Genomic DNA, 17,224 nt, shown 5'->3' with positions numbered 1-17,224 from the left:
ATACCACCACAAATCAGATCAATTCCGCCTGCTGGGCGAAACGTTGCAAGTTATTGTAGCCCAGCGTGGCATAGGTTAGCGGATGTGCGACGGCCGGATCCTGTTCCGCTTCAACAACCAACCATCCGCTGTAGCTATTGGCTTTCAGGATGCTGAACACCGCTGGATAGTCAATGCAGCCATCGCCCGGCACGGTAAAGACACCGCTCAACACGGCGTCCAGAAAGCTGGTTTTGCGGTTTTTCACGTCTTTCAGCACGTCTGGGCGGATATCTTTGCAGTGAACGTGATTAATGCGATTAATCCAGCGTTTGGCCACCGCTACCGGATCGGCCCCCGCGAACGTTAGGTGACCGGTATCCAGCAATAGTCCAACTTCCGGCCCGGTGTGTTCCATCAAATTGTCCACGTCCTGCGCGCTTTCAATTACCGTGCCCATATGGTGGTGATAAGCAATCTGCACGCCCTGACTTTGCGTGTAGCGCGCAAATTCGGTCAGCTTTTTGCCATATTCTGGCCAGCGTTCTTCAGGGAAACGCGGACGCAGATGAACCGGTTTCTGCTGATCGCCGTGGACCGCACCTGTCACTTCTGCAAACACTAGCACCGTCGCTCCGAGATCGCGCAACAGCGCCAGATGCCCCTGCACCGCTTCGATTTCTTCTTCTACTGAGCGGGTTAGCAGTTCACCGGAATACCAGCCAGAAACTAAGCGCAAGTCGTGCGCTTGCAGGATTGGCCCCAGCACGCTGGCCTGACGTGGGAACTTGTTACCTAATTCAAAACCAGCGAAACCCGCCTGCCGCCCTTCAGTCAAACAGGTTTCCAGTGGCGTGTCCGCGCCCAGAGAAGGCAGATCGTCATTTGTCCAGGTGAGTGGATTTATACCAAGTTGAACAGTCATGTTATTTTCCCTTTATTCGATCACATAGAAACGGGTTAACCGCGCTGACGCCAGACGGCGATCAGTTGCAGGTAGTTATGTTTAACTTGCTCAATCAATTCGGCGTCATCGATCTCATTGCGCAGCCACTTTTGCGCAGGCTGGGCAAACAGGGTGCGCCCGACGGCAAACCCTTTCACGATCGGGAAATTGACGGCGGCGCTAAAGCCTTGTTGCAATGTTTCCAGCGGCGCATCCAGCCCAAGGATGACCACGCCGCGACAGTAAGGATCGCGCTGTGCCAACAGAGGCGTGAGTTGCTCCCAGCCTTCGGCGGACAGCGGTGGCAGTTTCCACCAGTCTGGCCGCACGCCGAGGTTATAGAAGCGCTGAATGGCGCGTAGATAAAGCGCATCGCTGTGCGCCATCCCTGCGGGAAGAATAACTTCGAGCAGCAGTTCATGGCCGGATTGACGGCAGGCCTGATAGACCTCCATCACCTTCATTTCCTGCTCGCGCCGCAGCGCGTGGGCATCTTCCGGGTGGAAGAACACCAAACATTTCACCACGTGCTCCAGCGGCCAGCTCACCAGCTGTGAGCCGATGTTGCCCCGCTCCATGATTAAGGGGCGCGAACCCGGCAGTTCAATCGGTCGACCAATCCACCAGCCTTTTCCGGTGATATCATTCAGCGCATCCTGACCGAACGTGCCGTCACACAGCAGACCCGCTTTGCCCTCCAGCCCCGCCTGCTGAGCCGCATAATAGCTGGCACGCAAAATCAGCATCTTCAGCGCCGGAATACGACTGATTTCCGTGCCGCAGTTCAGCGCCATGTCTTCCAGTTGACTGCGGTGATCGAACGCAATCACGCACAGTTCATTCCACTGTTTACGGCGTGTCGTAACGCGATGTAGATGGTTAAGCTCTTCATCCAGATCGGGACGCGGAACGCTCGCCGCACGGGCTAAATAGTTATCCAGTTCGATCTTGCTTGGCATTGCTGGCGCGCAGCCGTGGCGTGATACCACCAGCGCACCACAGGCATTGGCGTAAGCACAGGCTTTCTCCCAACCTTCACCGTTGAGATAGCCGCGCAGCAGGCCGGACATAAACGCATCGCCCGCGCCCAGCACGTTGAGAACATCCACGCGTACCCCTTTGATCGTGATGCCTTTATCCAGATGGTCGGGAATGGCATCGCTAAACACCGAACAGCCCAGCGCTCCACGTTTACACACCAGCTCTGCCTGCGTATGCTGCCGTACCGTGCGCAGCGCTTGCAAGGTATCCGTGCTGCCGCCAGCAATGTGGAATTCCTCTTCGGTGCCGACAATCACGTCGAACAGCGACAGCACCTGCTGCAACTGCGCCGTGACTGCCTGCGCTTCAACAAAACGGGTTTCGCCATCGCCCAGCGACGTCAGTCCCCACAGCACCGGACGGTAGTCAATATCCAGCGCCGTCTTCACCCCGTTGCGCCGTGCATATTGCAGCGCCGTCAGCACCGCGGCACGCGTGTTAGGGTGAGAGAGATGCGTGCCGGTAATCGCCAGACAGCGGGACGATGCGATGTAATCTTCGGTGAAATCCTCCGACGAAATCGCCATATCAGCGCAGTTGTCGCGGTAGAAAATCAGCGGAAAGGTATCGCGATCTTTAATGCCCAACAGCACCAGCGCCGTCAGGCGTTCCTTATCGGTAATCAAATGGCTGGTGTCACAGCCGACCTGATTCAGCTCTTCGCGCAGGAAACGCCCCATATGCTCGTCGCCCACCCGCGCTAGCATGGAAGAACGTAACCCCTGCCGCGCCGTACCGTAAGCCACGTTGCCGGACGACCCGCCCAGATACTTGGCAAAACTGCCCATATCTTCCAGACGCGCGCCGATTTGCTGCCCGTACAGATCGACAGCAACGCGCCCCATGCAAATCACATCAAACGTCTTTTCCTTACTCATAGCAGCAAGCCCTGTAAAAAAGTCGCGTAAAAAAAGCCTTAATTAGCCCACCTCGTCCACGTTCACCCAGCGCGCCGTTTCGTGTGACTGCACTATCGCATCCAGAACTCGCGATACTTTCCAGCCCTCTTCGAAATCCGGCCATAGGGGTACGTCGGCCGCAATACCATCGATCAGATCGCGCACTTCCACCGTTTTCTGATCGTTAAATCCAATACCGTGTCCGGCGCTGGCACAGAAGGCCGCGTAATCCGGGTGTTGTGGCCCGGTCAGCAGCGTTTTAAATCCCTGCCGATTTTCCGGCTCGTCATGCCGATACAGCTTCAGCTCCGCCATGCGTTCCTGCGTGAAACTCAGCGAGCCTTTGGTGCCGGTCACCACGTAGGTCAGACCCATTTTTCGCCCACAGGCGATACGCGAAGTTTCAATCACGCCGCGCGCGCCGCTAGCAAACCGCACCATGGCATGCGCCTGATCTTCATTCTCCACCTGTACCCATTCGCTGCTGCCCGATGCCGTCGGACGCTGCGCAATTACCGTTTGCAGATCGCCACAGACGCTGGCGATATCGCCAACCAGATACTGCGCCATGTTGACGATGTGCGCCGCCAGATCCCCCAACGCCCCTAGCCCTGCCGTTTCTTTAAAGCAGTGCCAGTCTGCAGGTTTGTTAGGATCGGCCAGATAATCCTCATTGTGCGTGCCGTAAAAATGCACTACCTCGCCAATTTCTCCGCTGGCAATAATCTCTTTGGCAAGCTGTGAGGTCGGGTTCTTCATGTAGTTGAAGCCCACCAGCGTTTTCACGCCCGCCCGCTGTGCAGCATCAACCATTTCTCTGGCATCACGCGCGTTCAGCGCCAGCGGTTTTTCTGAGTAAACATGCTTACCGTGCTGGATGGCCGCCATCGCCATCGTCTTATGCAGAAAGTTCGGCGCACAGATATCCACCACATCAATGTCGGGATCGGCCACCAGTTCACGCCAGTCACCGGTTGAACGCTGAAAACCGAACTCCTGCGCCCGTTTAGCCGCTAGTTCCGGCGACACTTCCGCCAGCATGGCTTTCACCAGATTCCCTTTCAGCGGGAAGACCGTCGGTGCCTGCGCGTAGGCGATAGCATGCGCACGCCCGATGTAGCCAGTGCCGATTAACCCAATGCGTACATCCTTCATATCCACCTCAGTGCAAAAAAGATTCGGTACAGGCGCGGATCAGATAGCGCCGCGACGGCTCTTGGCATAGGTGTCGAACGCCACGGCCAGCACGATAATCAACCCGGTGATAATCTGCTGGTAGTAGGCCGATACGTTCATCAACACCAGTCCGTTAATCAGAATGCCCATGATGATCGAGCCGATAATCGTGCCGCTGATCCGGCCATAGCCGCCCATCAGCGAGGTGCCGCCGATGACCACCGAAGCGATCACGCGCAGTTCGAAGGTGATCCCCGCGACCGCTTCTGCGCTGCCGAGACGAGCGCTGAGAATAAAGCCCGCCAGTCCAGCCAGGCAGCCAATCACCACGTAGACGCTGACGAGTACACGCTGCACATTCACACCAGCCAGTCGCGCCGCTTCGGTGTTGCCGCCGATGGCGTACACAAAGCGTCCCCAGCGGGTTTTATGCAGCGCCAGATAGCCCAGTAAGGCGACCAGCGCGAAGATCCAGATCGGCACCGAAATACCGAGGATTTCTCCTCGTCCCCACCAGCGATAGCCGGGGTCAAAGCCCGCAATCGGCGCACCGTCGTTCATCACCAGCGTTAATCCGCGCCAGATGGTCATCCCGCCCAGCGTGACGATGAACGGCGGCAGACGCAGTTTGGTCACCCCTAAACCATGCAGGAAACCAATAAAGGTGCCCATTGCCAGACAGACGCCCAACGCGACCAGCCAGCTCAAGCCGTACCAGGCATCGGGGTCGACGGTGGTGAAGTTGTCGCCTTTAATCACCGACGCGGCAGTGATTGCACATACCGCAAGAATCGAGCCGACAGACAGGTCGATCCCAGCAGTCAAAATGACGAACGTCATTCCTACGGCCATGATGCCGTAGATGGACACTTCGGTAAGGATGTTGGTGATGTTGCGTTCGGACAAAAAGTTGCTGTTCTGCGACTGAAAGAAAATCAGCAGCAAAATCATGAAAATAAACACGCCAAAGCGTTCAAAAAAGCCAATGGGGTCAAAACGTCCACGCGTGTTGGGCGGCGTAATCGTCTTAGAAAGCGGCTGCTGGGACATGCGTCACCTCCGTTATGCTGCGTGTAATGCGTCGTGGCAAATGGCCATCATCGTCATCAGTTTTTCTTCTGTAGCGTCATCGCCATGAATTTCCCCACTGATCCGCCCTTCGCTGAGCGTGATGATACGGTCGGAAATCGCCATGATTTCCGGTAAATCGGAGGAAATCACAATCACGGCAACACCCCGTTTCGCCATATCAAACAGCACCTGATGGACTTCGGACTTGGTGCCGACATCGATGCCGCGCGTGGGTTCATCCACAATTAACACCTTAGGGTTCAGCGCCATACAGCGAGCAAGAATCACCTTTTGCTGGTTACCGCCCGACAGCTTGCGCACTTCCTGATCGCTGTTCACCATCTTGATGTGCAGCGCCTGACGATAGGCGTCAATCAAATCGTCTTCTTTACGGGTGTTCACAAACCAGCGCCAGCGCATGAGCGATGAGAGGTTGGAGAGCGAGATGTTTTCCCTGATCGATAACCCCAGTACCGCGCCCTCTTTCTTGCGGTCTTCCGGCACCAGAGCAATACCCTGCGACAGCGCATGCAGTGGCGTGGACGGATGATAAGGCGCATCATCCAGCACAAACTCACCGGTAGAGAACCCATCGGCACCAAACAGGCAGCGTGCGATTTCCGTGCGCCCTGCACCGACCAGCCCAGCAATGCCGAGCACTTCTCCGGCATGCACCTGGAAGCTGATGTCTTTTAGCGCAATGCCGTGCGCATCCAGTGGCGGCTTTTCCCGGCTTAACCCCTTTACCGCCAATCGAACTGGCTTATCCTGATGATGCGTTTCTGAAGGCGGACGACGGTTAAACACCACGTCACGACCGACCATCAAGCGAATAATTTCCTGCACGTTGGTGCTGGCGACATCCCCAGAACCGGTGTAGCGGCCGTCCTGAAATACGGTAAAGCGATCGCATAGCTGGAAGACTTCATGCAGTCGGTGCGTCACATACACCACGCTCACACCGCGCCCTTTTAGCTCACGCACCACACGGTGCAGGCTGTCAACTTCGCTATCGCTCAGCGCCGCCGATGGCTCATCCATCACAATCAGTTTGGCGTTCAGCGTCAGCGCTCTGGCGATTTCCACCATCTGCTGCTGGGCCACGCTCAAACGCGCCACCTGCGTCGTCGGCGCAATATTTAATTTCAGGTAATCCAGTACCGCTTTCGCCTCGCGATTGACCACCAGTGCATCGACAAATAATCCACTGCGCTGCGGCTCACGCCCCAGGAACATGTTTTCCGCGACGCTCATGTTAGGCAGCAGATTAAACTCCTGATAAATGGTGATAATCCCTCGTTTTTGGCGTTCAACCGGCGATTCAAGCGGTAACAGCTGCTGGCCGCCAAACCAGATATCACCGCTGGTCTGCGGCTGCGCCCCTGCCAGCGCCTTTAACAGCGTCGATTTACCCGCGCCGTTCTCTCCCAATAGCGCATGAATCTCTCCCGGCTGTACGGTCAGTTGCGCACTGCTCAGCGCCCAGACGCCAGAGAAGCTCTTTGCCAGATTGGTGATGTTCAGTAGGGGTTCCGTCATGCGTACCTTCCTCCCGCAAGGCCGCACGGATGCGGCCTGCTGAATACCTTTTATACCCGTAATACTTCAAGCTGCATGTGCGTTGGCTGCGTTCACTCACCCGAATCACTTACCTGAGTAAGCTCATCGGGATTCCCTCTCTTGCCGCCTTCCTGCCACTCGAATTATTTGGGGTATATGATTTAACAATGGCGTGGAAAACGATTTATTTACCCGCTTCACCAATGCGTTCGGCATCGTTCAGGTTATCTTTGGTAATCATGGTCGGTTGGTAGTCTGCCCCGGTGATAGGCGCTTTACTGCGGATGTTATTGGTTAACTGCGTTAATGCCGTGGTCACGGCATAGCCCGGACGCTGATCGGCGGTAACCGCAAGCCAGCCGTCGCGTACGCGAGCCAGCGCTTCCGGTACGGCATCAAATCCCGTCACCAGCACCTCGCCGGGTTTCAGACCTTGCCCCTGTAACGCTTCAATCGCGCCCAGCGCCATATCGTCATTCGCAGAGAGAATCACCTGCGGGCGTTTTGGTAATGATGGAAAAACACTTTCAACGATGCGCATTCCTTCTGAACGCATCCAGTTCCCCGTCTGGTCAGCCACAATACGGTACTTGCTGCCGCCCGCTTTCAGGCTGTCACGAATCCCCTGCGTCCGTTCAATGTTGGAAGAAGAACCCGGCTGACCAGTCAGTAGAATGATCTCTGCACCGTTCGGGAATTTGGTTTTGACGTAATCAGCAATCGCCTGACCGCCTTTGTAGTTGTTAGCGCCAAAATGCGGCACCGCTTTTTCCGTTTTCACCGAACGATCCAGCGTCACCACTGGCAGTTTGGCATCCTGAATTTCGGTCACGGCGCTGGAAACTGCATTGACGTCATTCGGTGACACCACGAAACCTTGTGCACCGCGTGTGATGGCATTCTCCAAATCGGCGGCCTGCTTCGGCGAGCTACCCTGCCCATCCAGCACCTGCAAATTCACGCCCAATTCTTTGGCGGCTTTGACGGCGGTGCGCTGCATGTGAACTTCAAACGGCATAGCGAGATTCGGCGTACTGAAAACGATTTGTTCATTTTGGGCCTGAGCAAGACCAGACAGACCCAGTGCGATGGCAATTGCGGTAACGCTAATGATCTTTTTCATATGTCTTTTCTCTGCTTCTGTTATGGGTATGGTTGTAGGGTTGAAAGCAGGTAAAACGCGCTGTGCCGATGCGGTTACACGGCGACCTCCTTGCCCTGAGCCAGTGATTCAAACGCTTTATCCGCCAGATTCAACGCGCGTTCACCGTCCAGACCAGAGCACTCAGGCTGCGTACGACCATTTAGCACATCGACAAAGTGCTGCCACTCTGCCGCGTAGGCCGCGTGATAGCGTTGCAGGAAGAAATATTCAGGTTTCGCAGACAGACAACCGTCATCCGTCCACTGCTCGACTACGTTTTCACGGATGTTGCCTGCGGTGAGCACGCCTTTCGCGCCGTGCAATTCAAGGCGCTGATCGTAGCCGTAACCAGAACGGCGGCTGTTAACGATGGTCGCCATCGCGCCAGAAGCAAATTTCAGCACGATAAACGCGGTATCTATGTCCCCCGCTTCACCAATCGCCGGATCGACCAGATTACTGCCTTGTGCAAAGACCGACACGGGTTCTTCACCCATAATGAAGCGCGCCATATCGAAATCATGGATCGTCATATCGCGGAACATACCGCCGGAAACGCGGACATACTCAGCAGGCGGTGGGGACGGATCGCGGGAGATAATCAGGAGAGATTCCGGCTTGCCTATATTGCCTTCGCTAGCCAGCGTTTTGACGCGGCGGAATTGCGGATCGTAGCGGCGGTTGAAGCCCACAAACAGCGGCACGTTCTGCTGTTTGACGACGGTCAGGCAGTCGCGAACGCGAGCAATATCCAGATGTACCGGTTTTTCACAGAAGATGGCTTTACCATGCTTGGCAGCAAGCTCAATCAGGTCGGCGTGCGTGTCAGTCGCGGAGGCAATCAGGACGGCGTGCACGGCGGGATCGTTCATGACCTCGTCAACTGTTTGTACTTTGGTATGGTAACGTTCGGCCAGTGCGGTGGCATTGGTTGGGTTGGGATCGACCACCGCGTACAGGTTGGTTTCTTTGTGTGCCGCGATGTTCACTGCGTGGACCTGGCCAATACGGCCCGCGCCCAGTAAAGCGATGTTAAACATAGATGCTCCCTTGCTACCTGAGTGGTATTTAACGCCAGACTGATAAAGTGACGGGATAACGGCTAGTCGCATTCTCTCCAGCCCCATCACTCACTTTTTACCGCAAATCCCGATAGCTAAAATAAAACATTTATTTCAGTTTTGTATAAATTGAAAATTATGTTTTTGCGCGTCAGTTAACATTTTCATGACATCTTCGCTGTTTTCTGCAACCACAATCACACATCGGGTGAGAACGTTTATGGGGATATACATGACTATCAGCGGATCGGTCAGGTGTTGGCGTATAGCAGGAGGGAAAATGAAACCGCGGTTTAAAAATGAAATAAATATTTCAGTTTAATGTTACATGTGAGAGCAAAGAGAAACCTTAAGCAGCACTAAGCAGCACTATGACGCTAAGCTAACAATATCTAAAGCCGTATGAGTGTCTTGCTGTTTCTATTTCCTCGGCGTAAAAAATTGCGCTGAGGTGGGCGTGACTGCCGGGTGAGCGGCATGGACGCCGCGAAAGGCAGTGCCGCGTTGGGAACGCGTCACTGACGGCCCGAACAGCGGTCACGAACGCCGAAGGTATCGCGTAGCGACGCCATTAGCGCCGAAAAGCCAGTGGTCAAGGCGCTGCGGCGATTGAGCGCGCCTTGTCGGGCGTGTGTGGACACACTGAGGAAATAAGTATGCTTAATACGCCCGAAACCTTCGCAGAGGCTGGAATGAAACGGCAAAACTCATACCAGCCACTTGGCATAGCCCCCTAATATTGCCGCGCACGGGAGAGCGCGGCTTTCACGCTATTGGCAGCAGACTCAATCTCTGGGTTGTCGGCAATCTGCGCCGTTCCCGTACGCCACCAGGATTCATAGCCGTGCGTCATGGTCTTCGGCAGCACCTTGATATCGAGCAGCACCGGTCCTGAGTGCTGGCGTGATTCCACCAGTGCCTGCTTGAGCGAGGCTTCATCATGCACCCGCCACGCTTTGCAGCCATAGCTTTCCGCATTCTTGGCGAAATCCACCGGAATAAGCGCACCGCGCAGTTGCCCCGATTCCGCATCGCGGTAGCGGTTTTCTGTACAGAAGCTGCCCATCCCCTGACTCATTTGCAGGTTGTTGATACAACCAAAACCCGCGTTGTCAAACAGCAGTACGGTGATTTTGATGCCCTCCTGTACCGCCGTTTGTAGTTCGGTATGGAGCATCAAATAGGAACCATCGCCGACCATCGCATAGACTGGCTGCTGCTGTGCCGCAAGGCGTGCGCCAATGGCCGCCGCAATCTCGTACCCCATGCAGGAGTAGCCATATTCCAGATGATAGCTGTCCGGTGTTTTCACCTGCCACACGCGCTGTAGATCGCCCGGCAGTGATCCCGCCGCACCAACCACAATCGCGTTATCCTCCAGTTCATCATTCAGTATGCCCAGCACGCGCGTTTGCGTCAGATGGGTATTCAGCATCTGGCGGTATTCATCCAGCTTATCTTCCAGACCATCCACCACTTCTGGCACCAGTTCACCCTTATCCTGCACGGTAAACAGCCGCCCTAGCTCGCGCTCCCATTCCGCACGAACCTGTTCGACAGCCTGCTGCCAGCCGCTATGATACGACACCGTTGCCAGCCGTTCGCTCAACGCTTCCAGCCCGATACGAGCATCGGCAATCAGGGGCAACGCGTCCAGTTTTAGCGCATCAAACTCGGCAACGTTGAGCAGTAAAAATTCGACATCAGGGTTCTGAAACAGCGATTTGGAGCCGGTAGTAAAATCGGTTAAACGCGTCCCGACGCCGATAATCAGATCCGCCGCTTGCGCCAGCCGATTCGCCGCTAGCCCGCCCGTGACGCCAATGCCGCCACAGTTCAGCGGATGTGATGAAACAAGTGCACCCTTGCCCGCCTGTGTTTCGCCAAACGGAATCGCAAACTGCTCGGCAAACTGTGCCAGCGCATCATGGGCGCCGGAATAACGAACGCCGCCGCCGCAAATCAGCATTGGACGACGTTTTCTCGCAATCAGCGCCGCGGCTTCATCCAGCCGCGCGGCATCCGGCGGACGACGTTCGAGGTGATGGACGCGCTTGCGGAAAAACGATGCCGGATAATCCCAGACTTCCGCCTGTACATCCTGCGGTAAGCACAGCGTTACCGCACCGGTGTCTGCAGGATCGGTTAGTACGCGCATGGCGTTAATCAACGCGCTCATCAGCTGTTCAGGGCGATTAATGCGATCCCAGTAGCGGGAAACCGGTTTGAAGCAGTCATTGGTGCTAATCGACAGATCGTGATATTGCTCGACCTGTTGCAACACCGGATCCGGCTGGCGACAGGCAAAGAGATCGCCAGGTAGCAGCAGTACCGGGATGCGGTTGGCGGTCGCGGTCGCCGCAGCGGTCACCATATTCGCCGCACCCGGCCCCACCGATGAGGTCACCGCATAGATTTTCCGCCGCTTGTGCTGTTTAGCAAACCCGACGGCAATATGCGCCATCCCCTGCTCGTTGCACCCCTGATGCACGGTGAGACGGTTTGCCTCCTGCTCCAGCGCCTGGCCGATGCCCAGCACATTACCGTGACCAAAAATGGTCATGACACCCTGCACAAAAGGGGATTCTTCACCATCTATGCTGATGTATTGCTGGTTGAGAAACCTGACCAGCGCCTGCGCCATGGTGATGCGACACGTATCCATTGATCTACTCCTTAAATAAGGATCTGATTTCTATAATGAACTATGTATATTCAGCGAGTATTTCGTGCGCAAAAATTTAGCTATTCTTATGCTACGTTGTAGCACGCGCCCGACTCAGGGCGCTCAATCGCCGCCGCCCTGAGAACCCAGGCTTATGGCGATAAATTATGCCGCTACGCGGGCCCTTCGGTATGTGTCACCGTCATCCGAACCGCCAGTGACGCGGTCCCTCCGCGGCACTGGCTTTCGCAACATCCTTGTCGCTCTTTCGGCGGTGCACCTACCTCAGCATAATTTTTGACGCCGGAAGAGCACAACCAGTGCACTCCATTCATCACCTGTTAGCAGTCAAATCCTCACTCCAGCGTGGGCATGATGAAGCTGCTGGTGTGGTGTTCCAGACGGACGCTGGCGGGCCAGCGGCTGGTGACGGTTTTCATGCGGGTGTAGAAGCGCACGCCGTCGCTGCCGTGGACGTTGAGCGGCCCAAAAATGGAGCGCTTCCAGCCGCCGAAGCTGTGGAACGCCATCGGCACCGGAATCGGTACGTTCACACCGACCATGCCCGCCTGTACTTCTTCACAGAACTGACGCGCCGTTTCGCCATCTCGGGTAAAGATAGCCGTGCCATTGCCGTATTCATGGTTATTAATCAGCGTCACCGCCGTCTGGTAATCCGGCACGCGTACCACGGACAGCACTGGGCCAAAAATTTCTTCCTGATAGATCTTCATCTCCGGCGTGACGTTATCGAACAGCGTCGGCCCGATAAAGTAGCCTTGCGGGTGCCCCTGAACAGACAGCGTGCGGCCATCGATGCGCAGCGTCGCGCCCTGATCGACACCACTTTGAATATAGTCGGCAATTTTCGCCCGATGCGGCGCGCTGATTACCGGCCCCATTTCATTTTCCTGCCCGTCAACCAGACCCGGTCCAACACGCATCGCTTTTATCTGCGCACTCAGACGCTGGTGCAGCGCGTCTGCCGTGTCATCGCCAACGGCCACCACCACCGACAGCGCCATGCAGCGCTCGCCCGCCGCACCAAACGCCGCGCCCATAATCGCGCTAGCGGCCATATCCATGTCAGCATCCGGCATCAGGGTGCAATGGTTTTTCGCCCCGCCCAGCGCCTGACAGCGTTTGCCATGCGCCGACGCGGTCTGATAAATGTATTCCGCCACCGGCGTCGATCCCACAAAGCTCACCGCCTGCACGCGTGGATCGGTAAGCAGTACATCCACCGCTTCTTTGTCGCCCTGAACCACGTTAAACACGCCATCCGGCAGGCCTGCCTCTTTCAGCAATTGCGCCAACAACAGCGAGAACGACGGATCTTTTTCCGACGGCTTAAGCACAAAGGTATTGCCCGTCGCCAGTGCAATCGGGAACATCCACATGGGCACCATCGCCGGGAAGTTAAACGGCGTAATCCCGACGCACACGCCGAGCGGCTGCATGAGCGAATGGCTATCCACACCAGTGCCAACATTCGCCGAGTGTTCACCTTTTTGGAGATGCGGAATACCACAGGCAAACTCAACGACTTCCAGCCCGCGCGTCACCTCTCCCACAGCATCGGAATAGACCTTGCCATGCTCCTGTGAAATCAGCCGAGCCAGCGTATCCATTCGCTCTTCCAACAGCGCCTTGAAGCGAAACAGGACGCGCGCACGGCGTAACGGAGAGTGCTTCGACCACGCAGGGAATGCCGCCGCCGCGCTGGCAATGGCCTGCTCTACTTCCGCCTTATCAGACATCACAACCTGGCGAATCTGCTCGCCCGTCGCCGGGTTATACACCGCCGCGTAGCGCTGGCTGTTGCTGGAGGCAATCGCCCCCTGAATGAAGTTAGATACGGTTTCCATGTTTACACCTTTGTGGGTTTTGAGGAGACAAACGGCTGACATCGGATTACAGTATATGAAATGAATATTCCATTTAATGGAAAAATAAAATAAATGTTGATTATTGTGATCCGCTGCGAATTTTTATGTAAACTTGAAGCCAGCTGTCCACAAAGACAGGCGAGCAGCCTCTGAAAATAGCCTCATCGATAAAAGGTTTGCCGCCAGAAATGTCGTACAGATAAAACAGTCGTATCCAGAAATGAATTTTCTGTTCCGTTTCAAACGCCAATCATCACAGGCGTGACGGAAACCAAGCAGAATTGTGATATGTGAGTCTTACACGTCTTTGGGAGATGACCCGATATGCCCATGGCAACCAGCCTGAGAGAGTTACAGGAACAGATCCGCGAGCGTTACGATTCGCTCAGCAAACGATTACAGCAGGTGGCGCACTATGTGTTGGATAATACCAACAGCATCGCGTTCGATACCGTTGCGGTAATAGCCGAACGCGCGGATGTTCCTCCCTCAACGTTGATTCGCTTCGCCAACGCCTTTGATTTCAGCGGCTTCAACGAGATGAAACAGCTATTCCGTATGAATCTGGTGGAGGAAACGGCCAGCTATACCGACCGGGCACGGCTGTTTCGGGCGATGGAAGCTGACGCGGTGCCAGAAACGCCGTTGGATATTCTGCATGAGTTTGCACGCTCAAACGCGCAGGCAATGCAACAGCTGGCAGCACGCACCCCGCAAGAGGATCTGCAAAAAGCGGTCGATCTGCTGGCGCAGGCGGACACGATCTATATCGTGGGGCTACGACGCTCGTTCAGCGTCGCCACCTACCTCGCCTATGCGCTCAGCCATCTGGAAAGCAGTGCGATTCTGGTCAACGGCCTGGGAGGCATGTTTCGCGAACAGCTCAGCCGCGTTAACTCACGCGATGTGGTGGTCTCCATCAGCTTCTCACCCTATTCACAGGAAACCGTGATGGTCAGTGAGATGGCGGCGAAAGCCGGTGCGCGACAAATTGTGATTACCGACAGTCAGATCAGCCCGCTGGCAACGCTCAGCGACGTTTGTTTTGTGGTGAAAGAAGCGCAGGTTGATGCGTTCCGTTCACAGTCTGCCACGCTGTGTCTGGTGCAGTCGTTGATGGTATCACTGGCCTACCGTCAGGGAAACGGCGCAGAACAGAGCGAAAAACAGCAGCGCGGCTAGCCGGAACTATTTACTTAGCAGAATGAACATGTAGGGAGACCCGTTTTATGCTTCAAGTCATAGCCCAGGATTTTATTAAGCCTGAGAGCATTGAGATCGTCATGCCGCTGTACCGCGAGTTAGTAGAGAAAACGCGACAAGAGCCGTTGTGCATCTCGTATGCGCTTTTTATCAATCAAAAAGACCCAGGGCACTTAACCTTTATCGAAACCTGGCCGGATAGAGCCGCTCTGGACATTCACTGCCAGACCGAACACTTCCAGCGTCTGGTTCCCATGATAAATAGCCACCAGCGGGCCGAGTGCACGTTCCTGTTGATGGATCCGTTTGAGTAACGATTCACCGCCCACTGAGGAAAACCTATCTCGGTAACAATGACGGAACAACAGACTGTTATCTTGCATCCTCAAGCCACTTCAGTTCGGCGGCGGCCTTTATTTTTTGCCCGATAAAGCGCCATATCCGCCGCCTTTAACCAGTCAATATATTGGCCCATATCCGGTGAAATCTCCGCAATCCCGACACTGACAAAAACCGCCAACTGTGGCGTCTGGTTCAGGAACTTCAGCGACAAACTCTCTCGAATACGATTCACCGCGTCCAACGCATCCCCCGCGCTGGTCTGGGGTAAAATAACGGCAAACTCATCACCGCCGAATCGCCCAATCACATCCGTCTCCCGAAAACCTGACGTCAGCTCACGCGCCAATAGCAATATCGCCTGATCGCCGACGTTATGCCCAAAGTTATCGTTAAAGGCTTTAAAATGGTCGATATCGAACAGGACTAACGTCGCAATACGCTTATAACGCTGGCAAATCTCATACTCGTGCTTAAGCAGGCGTTCCCAGTGGTGACGGTTATAGAGACTGGTCATACCGTCATGAATACTGACTTCCATCAGCATACGCTTGTGCTCCGCCAGCTTCAGCGCAGTGGTGTAGGTAACATAGCCCAAAGAAATCGGGTAGATCAGTAACATCGGCAGGCAGGCATAAAGCTGTATCGGCGTGGTATTCAGAGAAATAGGTACAGCAAACAGCACAAGAACCAGCAAGCAGGCAACACACTGTAATACGATACCCTGAACAAACAGTTTGATTCCACCACCCGCCGTCCCGTTCATACCAACCATCGCGACAATCAATGCGCTGGGCAAAAGATTCACGCCCATAAACCCTATCCAGATGCCACCAAATACCACATCAATCAATAAATTACGTTTCTCGCACCGCATCGGATCGTGTGAACGAAGAGATAGTGTGTAAGCAATATGAGGCCAGACAAAGGCATTAAGAAAGAGGAGTCCCCACGCGAAAATTGGCACAGGTTTGACAATCAATACCGAGGAAATAAAAAGAGAGCACAGTATCGTACCGATAATACGTGGAATATAGACCCGCTGGGAAAAACGTAACCCTGAGCGACGTACATCTACCGTCAAAAACATCGGCGACGAGGCTGACATAACGACCCCCATGCGGTTCACTAACGAATAGTGAGAAAAAAAACATTATGACTGAAAGCATGTCAGCATCAGTGAGCAGTATTTTAATTTATTCTGTTACATAACGAACTCGTGTCGTAACGGCTGAACAGAGTAACACGGATGTTAACGGTAGCTGGTCTTACCCGTGGCTTCGTTCAGTACCTGTTATTGCCGCAGCCATGCCTGTCATGATGGCCGACGTGACTAAGATAGAGAGGGTTGTAAACGGTTAATGTGAATGGTTAGAAACATAACTTCGTCGGTGGTCAGCTGGCAGCCGTAATTTTTCTCCACATAGTCATACACTTTCATCGCACAGGCATACGCCCGCGGCATCAGTTCGGTAATTCCCTGATAGATGGAGTCATCACCGTGGCTCACTGTTTCCCGATTTAACAAGCGTAGAGCGAAGAACTTCAGGTGCGTAATCAAACGCTGATAATTGAGAGAATGTTCATCAAAAGTGACATGCAGGTCGTACTTCAGAATAGTCAAAATATCTTTAATGATACCCGCGCTTTGCATCGTGCTCTGCATGTCGCTGTTATTCGCCGCATTCGCCAGATGCAGCGCAATAAACCCCGCTTCATCCTCCGGTAAATCGATATCCAATCTGGAGCGAATCAGCGCCAGCGCCTCCAACCCAACGGCAAATTCACCGCGATAGAACTGACGAATATCCCACAGCATCAGATTCTTGATCACCTGCCCTTTCTTATGGCGTTGAATTGCAAAGTTGATATGGTCGCTTAATGCCAGAAACAACGTGTCTTGCACATCGAGCCGCAGTGTTTTTTGCGCCAGAGTAATAATCTGCTGCGTGACCGCCAGACAGTCAGTTGGAATATCCGCCAGCAGTTGTGACAACACGTCCGCGATACCGTCACTTTTCTTTACGAACTGACTTTCAATGCGCTGCGGATCGATAGGGTCGCCGACCTTTTTGCCAAAGCCGACACCTTTACCAATCGCCACAATTTCCCGTTGGTCATCAGCCAGCACGGCGTTATTGCTCAGTATTTTTTCAATGATCATCGCATCAGCCGTCCTGTCTCACGGGAAGGCACGCTGGCCTTCCCTGCCGTTTAACGCCTCGAACGTCGTATTGCCGAGGCGTCTTCT

14 protein-coding genes and 1 pseudogene are annotated in these 17,224 nt (G+C 54.6%); 2 read left to right on the top strand and 13 right to left on the bottom strand.

The annotated features are described in order from the left end of the window. Window positions 1-13 precede the first annotated feature (13 nt). The 11 genes and pseudogenes from iolE to DCX48_20970 all read right to left on the bottom strand — a co-directional run bounded on the left by iolE (window position 14) and on the right by DCX48_20970 (window position 13,410). A complete protein-coding gene (gene iolE / locus DCX48_21020; protein QXE16778.1) occupies window positions 14-904 on the bottom strand; it encodes a myo-inosose-2 dehydratase in 891 nt (296 codons plus the stop codon). Between the two features lie 35 nt (window positions 905-939). Beyond that, a complete protein-coding gene (iolC, locus tag DCX48_21015) occupies window positions 940-2,844 on the bottom strand; it encodes a 5-dehydro-2-deoxygluconokinase (protein ID QXE16777.1) in 1,905 nt (634 codons plus the stop codon). A gap of 42 nt (window positions 2,845-2,886) precedes the next feature. Next, window positions 2,887-4,020 (bottom strand): Gfo/Idh/MocA family oxidoreductase, encoded by a 1,134-nt coding sequence (locus tag DCX48_21010; protein QXE16776.1) that lies wholly within the window; start codon window positions 4,018-4,020, stop codon window positions 2,887-2,889. Between the two features lie 39 nt (window positions 4,021-4,059). Further along, entirely contained in the window at window positions 4,060-5,091 is a 1,032-nt protein-coding gene (locus tag DCX48_21005) for an ABC transporter permease (GenBank protein ID QXE16775.1), read from the bottom strand. Window positions 5,092-5,103: 12 nt separating this feature from the next. Next, window positions 5,104-6,651, bottom strand: a complete 1,548-nt coding sequence (locus tag DCX48_21000) for a sugar ABC transporter ATP-binding protein (GenBank protein ID QXE16774.1) — start codon at window positions 6,649-6,651, stop codon at window positions 5,104-5,106. Window positions 6,652-6,856: 205 nt separating this feature from the next. Continuing rightward, window positions 6,857-7,795 (bottom strand): sugar ABC transporter substrate-binding protein, encoded by a 939-nt coding sequence (locus DCX48_20995; protein QXE16773.1) that lies wholly within the window; start codon window positions 7,793-7,795, stop codon window positions 6,857-6,859. Between the two features lie 74 nt (window positions 7,796-7,869). Then, window positions 7,870-8,856, bottom strand: a complete 987-nt coding sequence (iolG, locus tag DCX48_20990; protein QXE16772.1) for an inositol 2-dehydrogenase — start codon at window positions 8,854-8,856, stop codon at window positions 7,870-7,872. A 447-nt stretch (window positions 8,857-9,303) separates the two neighbouring features. After that, window positions 9,304-9,396: pseudogene (locus DCX48_20985) on the bottom strand (addiction module killer protein). Then, complete coding sequence (locus DCX48_20980) at window positions 9,393-9,581, bottom strand: hypothetical protein (protein QXE16771.1); 189 nt, start codon at window positions 9,579-9,581, stop codon at window positions 9,393-9,395. The pseudogene DCX48_20985 and the gene DCX48_20980 overlap by 4 nt, the downstream one beginning before the upstream one ends. A 29-nt stretch (window positions 9,582-9,610) precedes the next feature. After that, window positions 9,611-11,542: a 3D-(3,5/4)-trihydroxycyclohexane-1,2-dione acylhydrolase (decyclizing) gene (iolD, locus tag DCX48_20975; protein QXE16770.1), complete on the bottom strand. Its 1,932-nt coding sequence runs from the start codon at window positions 11,540-11,542 to the stop codon at window positions 9,611-9,613. Between the two features lie 356 nt (window positions 11,543-11,898). Further along, on the bottom strand, window positions 11,899-13,410 hold the full coding sequence (locus DCX48_20970) for a CoA-acylating methylmalonate-semialdehyde dehydrogenase (protein ID QXE16769.1): 1,512 nt from the start codon (window positions 13,408-13,410) through the stop codon (window positions 11,899-11,901). A 345-nt stretch (window positions 13,411-13,755) separates the two neighbouring features. Between DCX48_20970 and DCX48_20965 the strand changes: the two genes are divergently transcribed. Both DCX48_20965 and DCX48_20960 read left to right on the top strand, forming a co-directional pair. Next, complete coding sequence (locus tag DCX48_20965) at window positions 13,756-14,613, top strand: MurR/RpiR family transcriptional regulator (protein ID QXE16768.1); 858 nt, start codon at window positions 13,756-13,758, stop codon at window positions 14,611-14,613. A gap of 47 nt (window positions 14,614-14,660) precedes the next feature. Next, window positions 14,661-14,948 carry an antibiotic biosynthesis monooxygenase gene (locus DCX48_20960; protein QXE16767.1) on the top strand — a complete coding sequence of 96 codons (288 nt, stop codon included), beginning with the start codon at window positions 14,661-14,663 and terminating at the stop codon, window positions 14,946-14,948. Window positions 14,949-15,019: 71 nt separating this feature from the next. On the opposite strand, the gene adrA is transcribed toward DCX48_20960, so the two are convergent. Together adrA and DCX48_20950 are read right to left on the bottom strand one after the other, a co-directional pair. Beyond that, window positions 15,020-16,081, bottom strand: a complete 1,062-nt coding sequence (adrA, locus tag DCX48_20955; GenBank protein QXE16766.1) for a diguanylate cyclase AdrA — start codon at window positions 16,079-16,081, stop codon at window positions 15,020-15,022. Window positions 16,082-16,306: 225 nt separating this feature from the next. After that, on the bottom strand, window positions 16,307-17,137 hold the full coding sequence (locus DCX48_20950) for a PRD domain-containing protein (GenBank protein ID QXE16765.1): 831 nt from the start codon (window positions 17,135-17,137) through the stop codon (window positions 16,307-16,309). Window positions 17,138-17,224: the final 87 nt, after the last annotated feature.

It is taken from the genome of Pectobacterium atrosepticum (genome assembly GCA_019056595.1).
GTDB classification, from domain to species: Bacteria; Pseudomonadota; Gammaproteobacteria; order Enterobacterales; family Enterobacteriaceae; genus Pectobacterium; species Pectobacterium atrosepticum.
The sequence above is the reverse complement of the archived record's forward strand: the minus strand, read 5'-3'. Positions and strand labels throughout refer to the sequence as shown.

Bases quoted from the DNA above. Each gene is read 5' to 3' on its own strand.
- DCX48_20995 (QXE16773.1), bottom strand. From the start codon at position 7,795: ATGAAAAAGATCATTAGCGTTACCGCAATTGCCATCGCACTGGGTCTG.
- DCX48_21005 (QXE16775.1), bottom strand. From the start codon at position 5,091: ATGTCCCAGCAGCCGCTTTCTAAGACGATTACGCCGCCCAACACGCGT.
- iolC (QXE16777.1), bottom strand. From the start codon at position 2,844: ATGAGTAAGGAAAAGACGTTTGATGTGATTTGCATGGGGCGCGTTGCT.
- DCX48_21010 (QXE16776.1), bottom strand. From the start codon at position 4,020: ATGAAGGATGTACGCATTGGGTTAATCGGCACTGGCTACATCGGGCGT.
- DCX48_20950 (QXE16765.1), bottom strand. From the start codon at position 17,137: ATGATCATTGAAAAAATACTGAGCAATAACGCCGTGCTGGCTGATGAC.
- DCX48_20970 (QXE16769.1), bottom strand. From the start codon at position 13,410: ATGGAAACCGTATCTAACTTCATTCAGGGGGCGATTGCCTCCAGCAAC.
- DCX48_21000 (QXE16774.1), bottom strand. From the start codon at position 6,651: ATGACGGAACCCCTACTGAACATCACCAATCTGGCAAAGAGCTTCTCT.
- adrA (QXE16766.1), bottom strand. From the start codon at position 16,081: ATGTCAGCCTCGTCGCCGATGTTTTTGACGGTAGATGTACGTCGCTCA.
- DCX48_20960 (QXE16767.1), top strand. From the start codon at position 14,661: ATGCTTCAAGTCATAGCCCAGGATTTTATTAAGCCTGAGAGCATTGAG.
- iolE (QXE16778.1), bottom strand. From the start codon at position 904: ATGACTGTTCAACTTGGTATAAATCCACTCACCTGGACAAATGACGAT.
- DCX48_20965 (QXE16768.1), top strand. From the start codon at position 13,756: ATGCCCATGGCAACCAGCCTGAGAGAGTTACAGGAACAGATCCGCGAG.
- iolG (QXE16772.1), bottom strand. From the start codon at position 8,856: ATGTTTAACATCGCTTTACTGGGCGCGGGCCGTATTGGCCAGGTCCAC.
- iolD (QXE16770.1), bottom strand. From the start codon at position 11,542: ATGGATACGTGTCGCATCACCATGGCGCAGGCGCTGGTCAGGTTTCTC.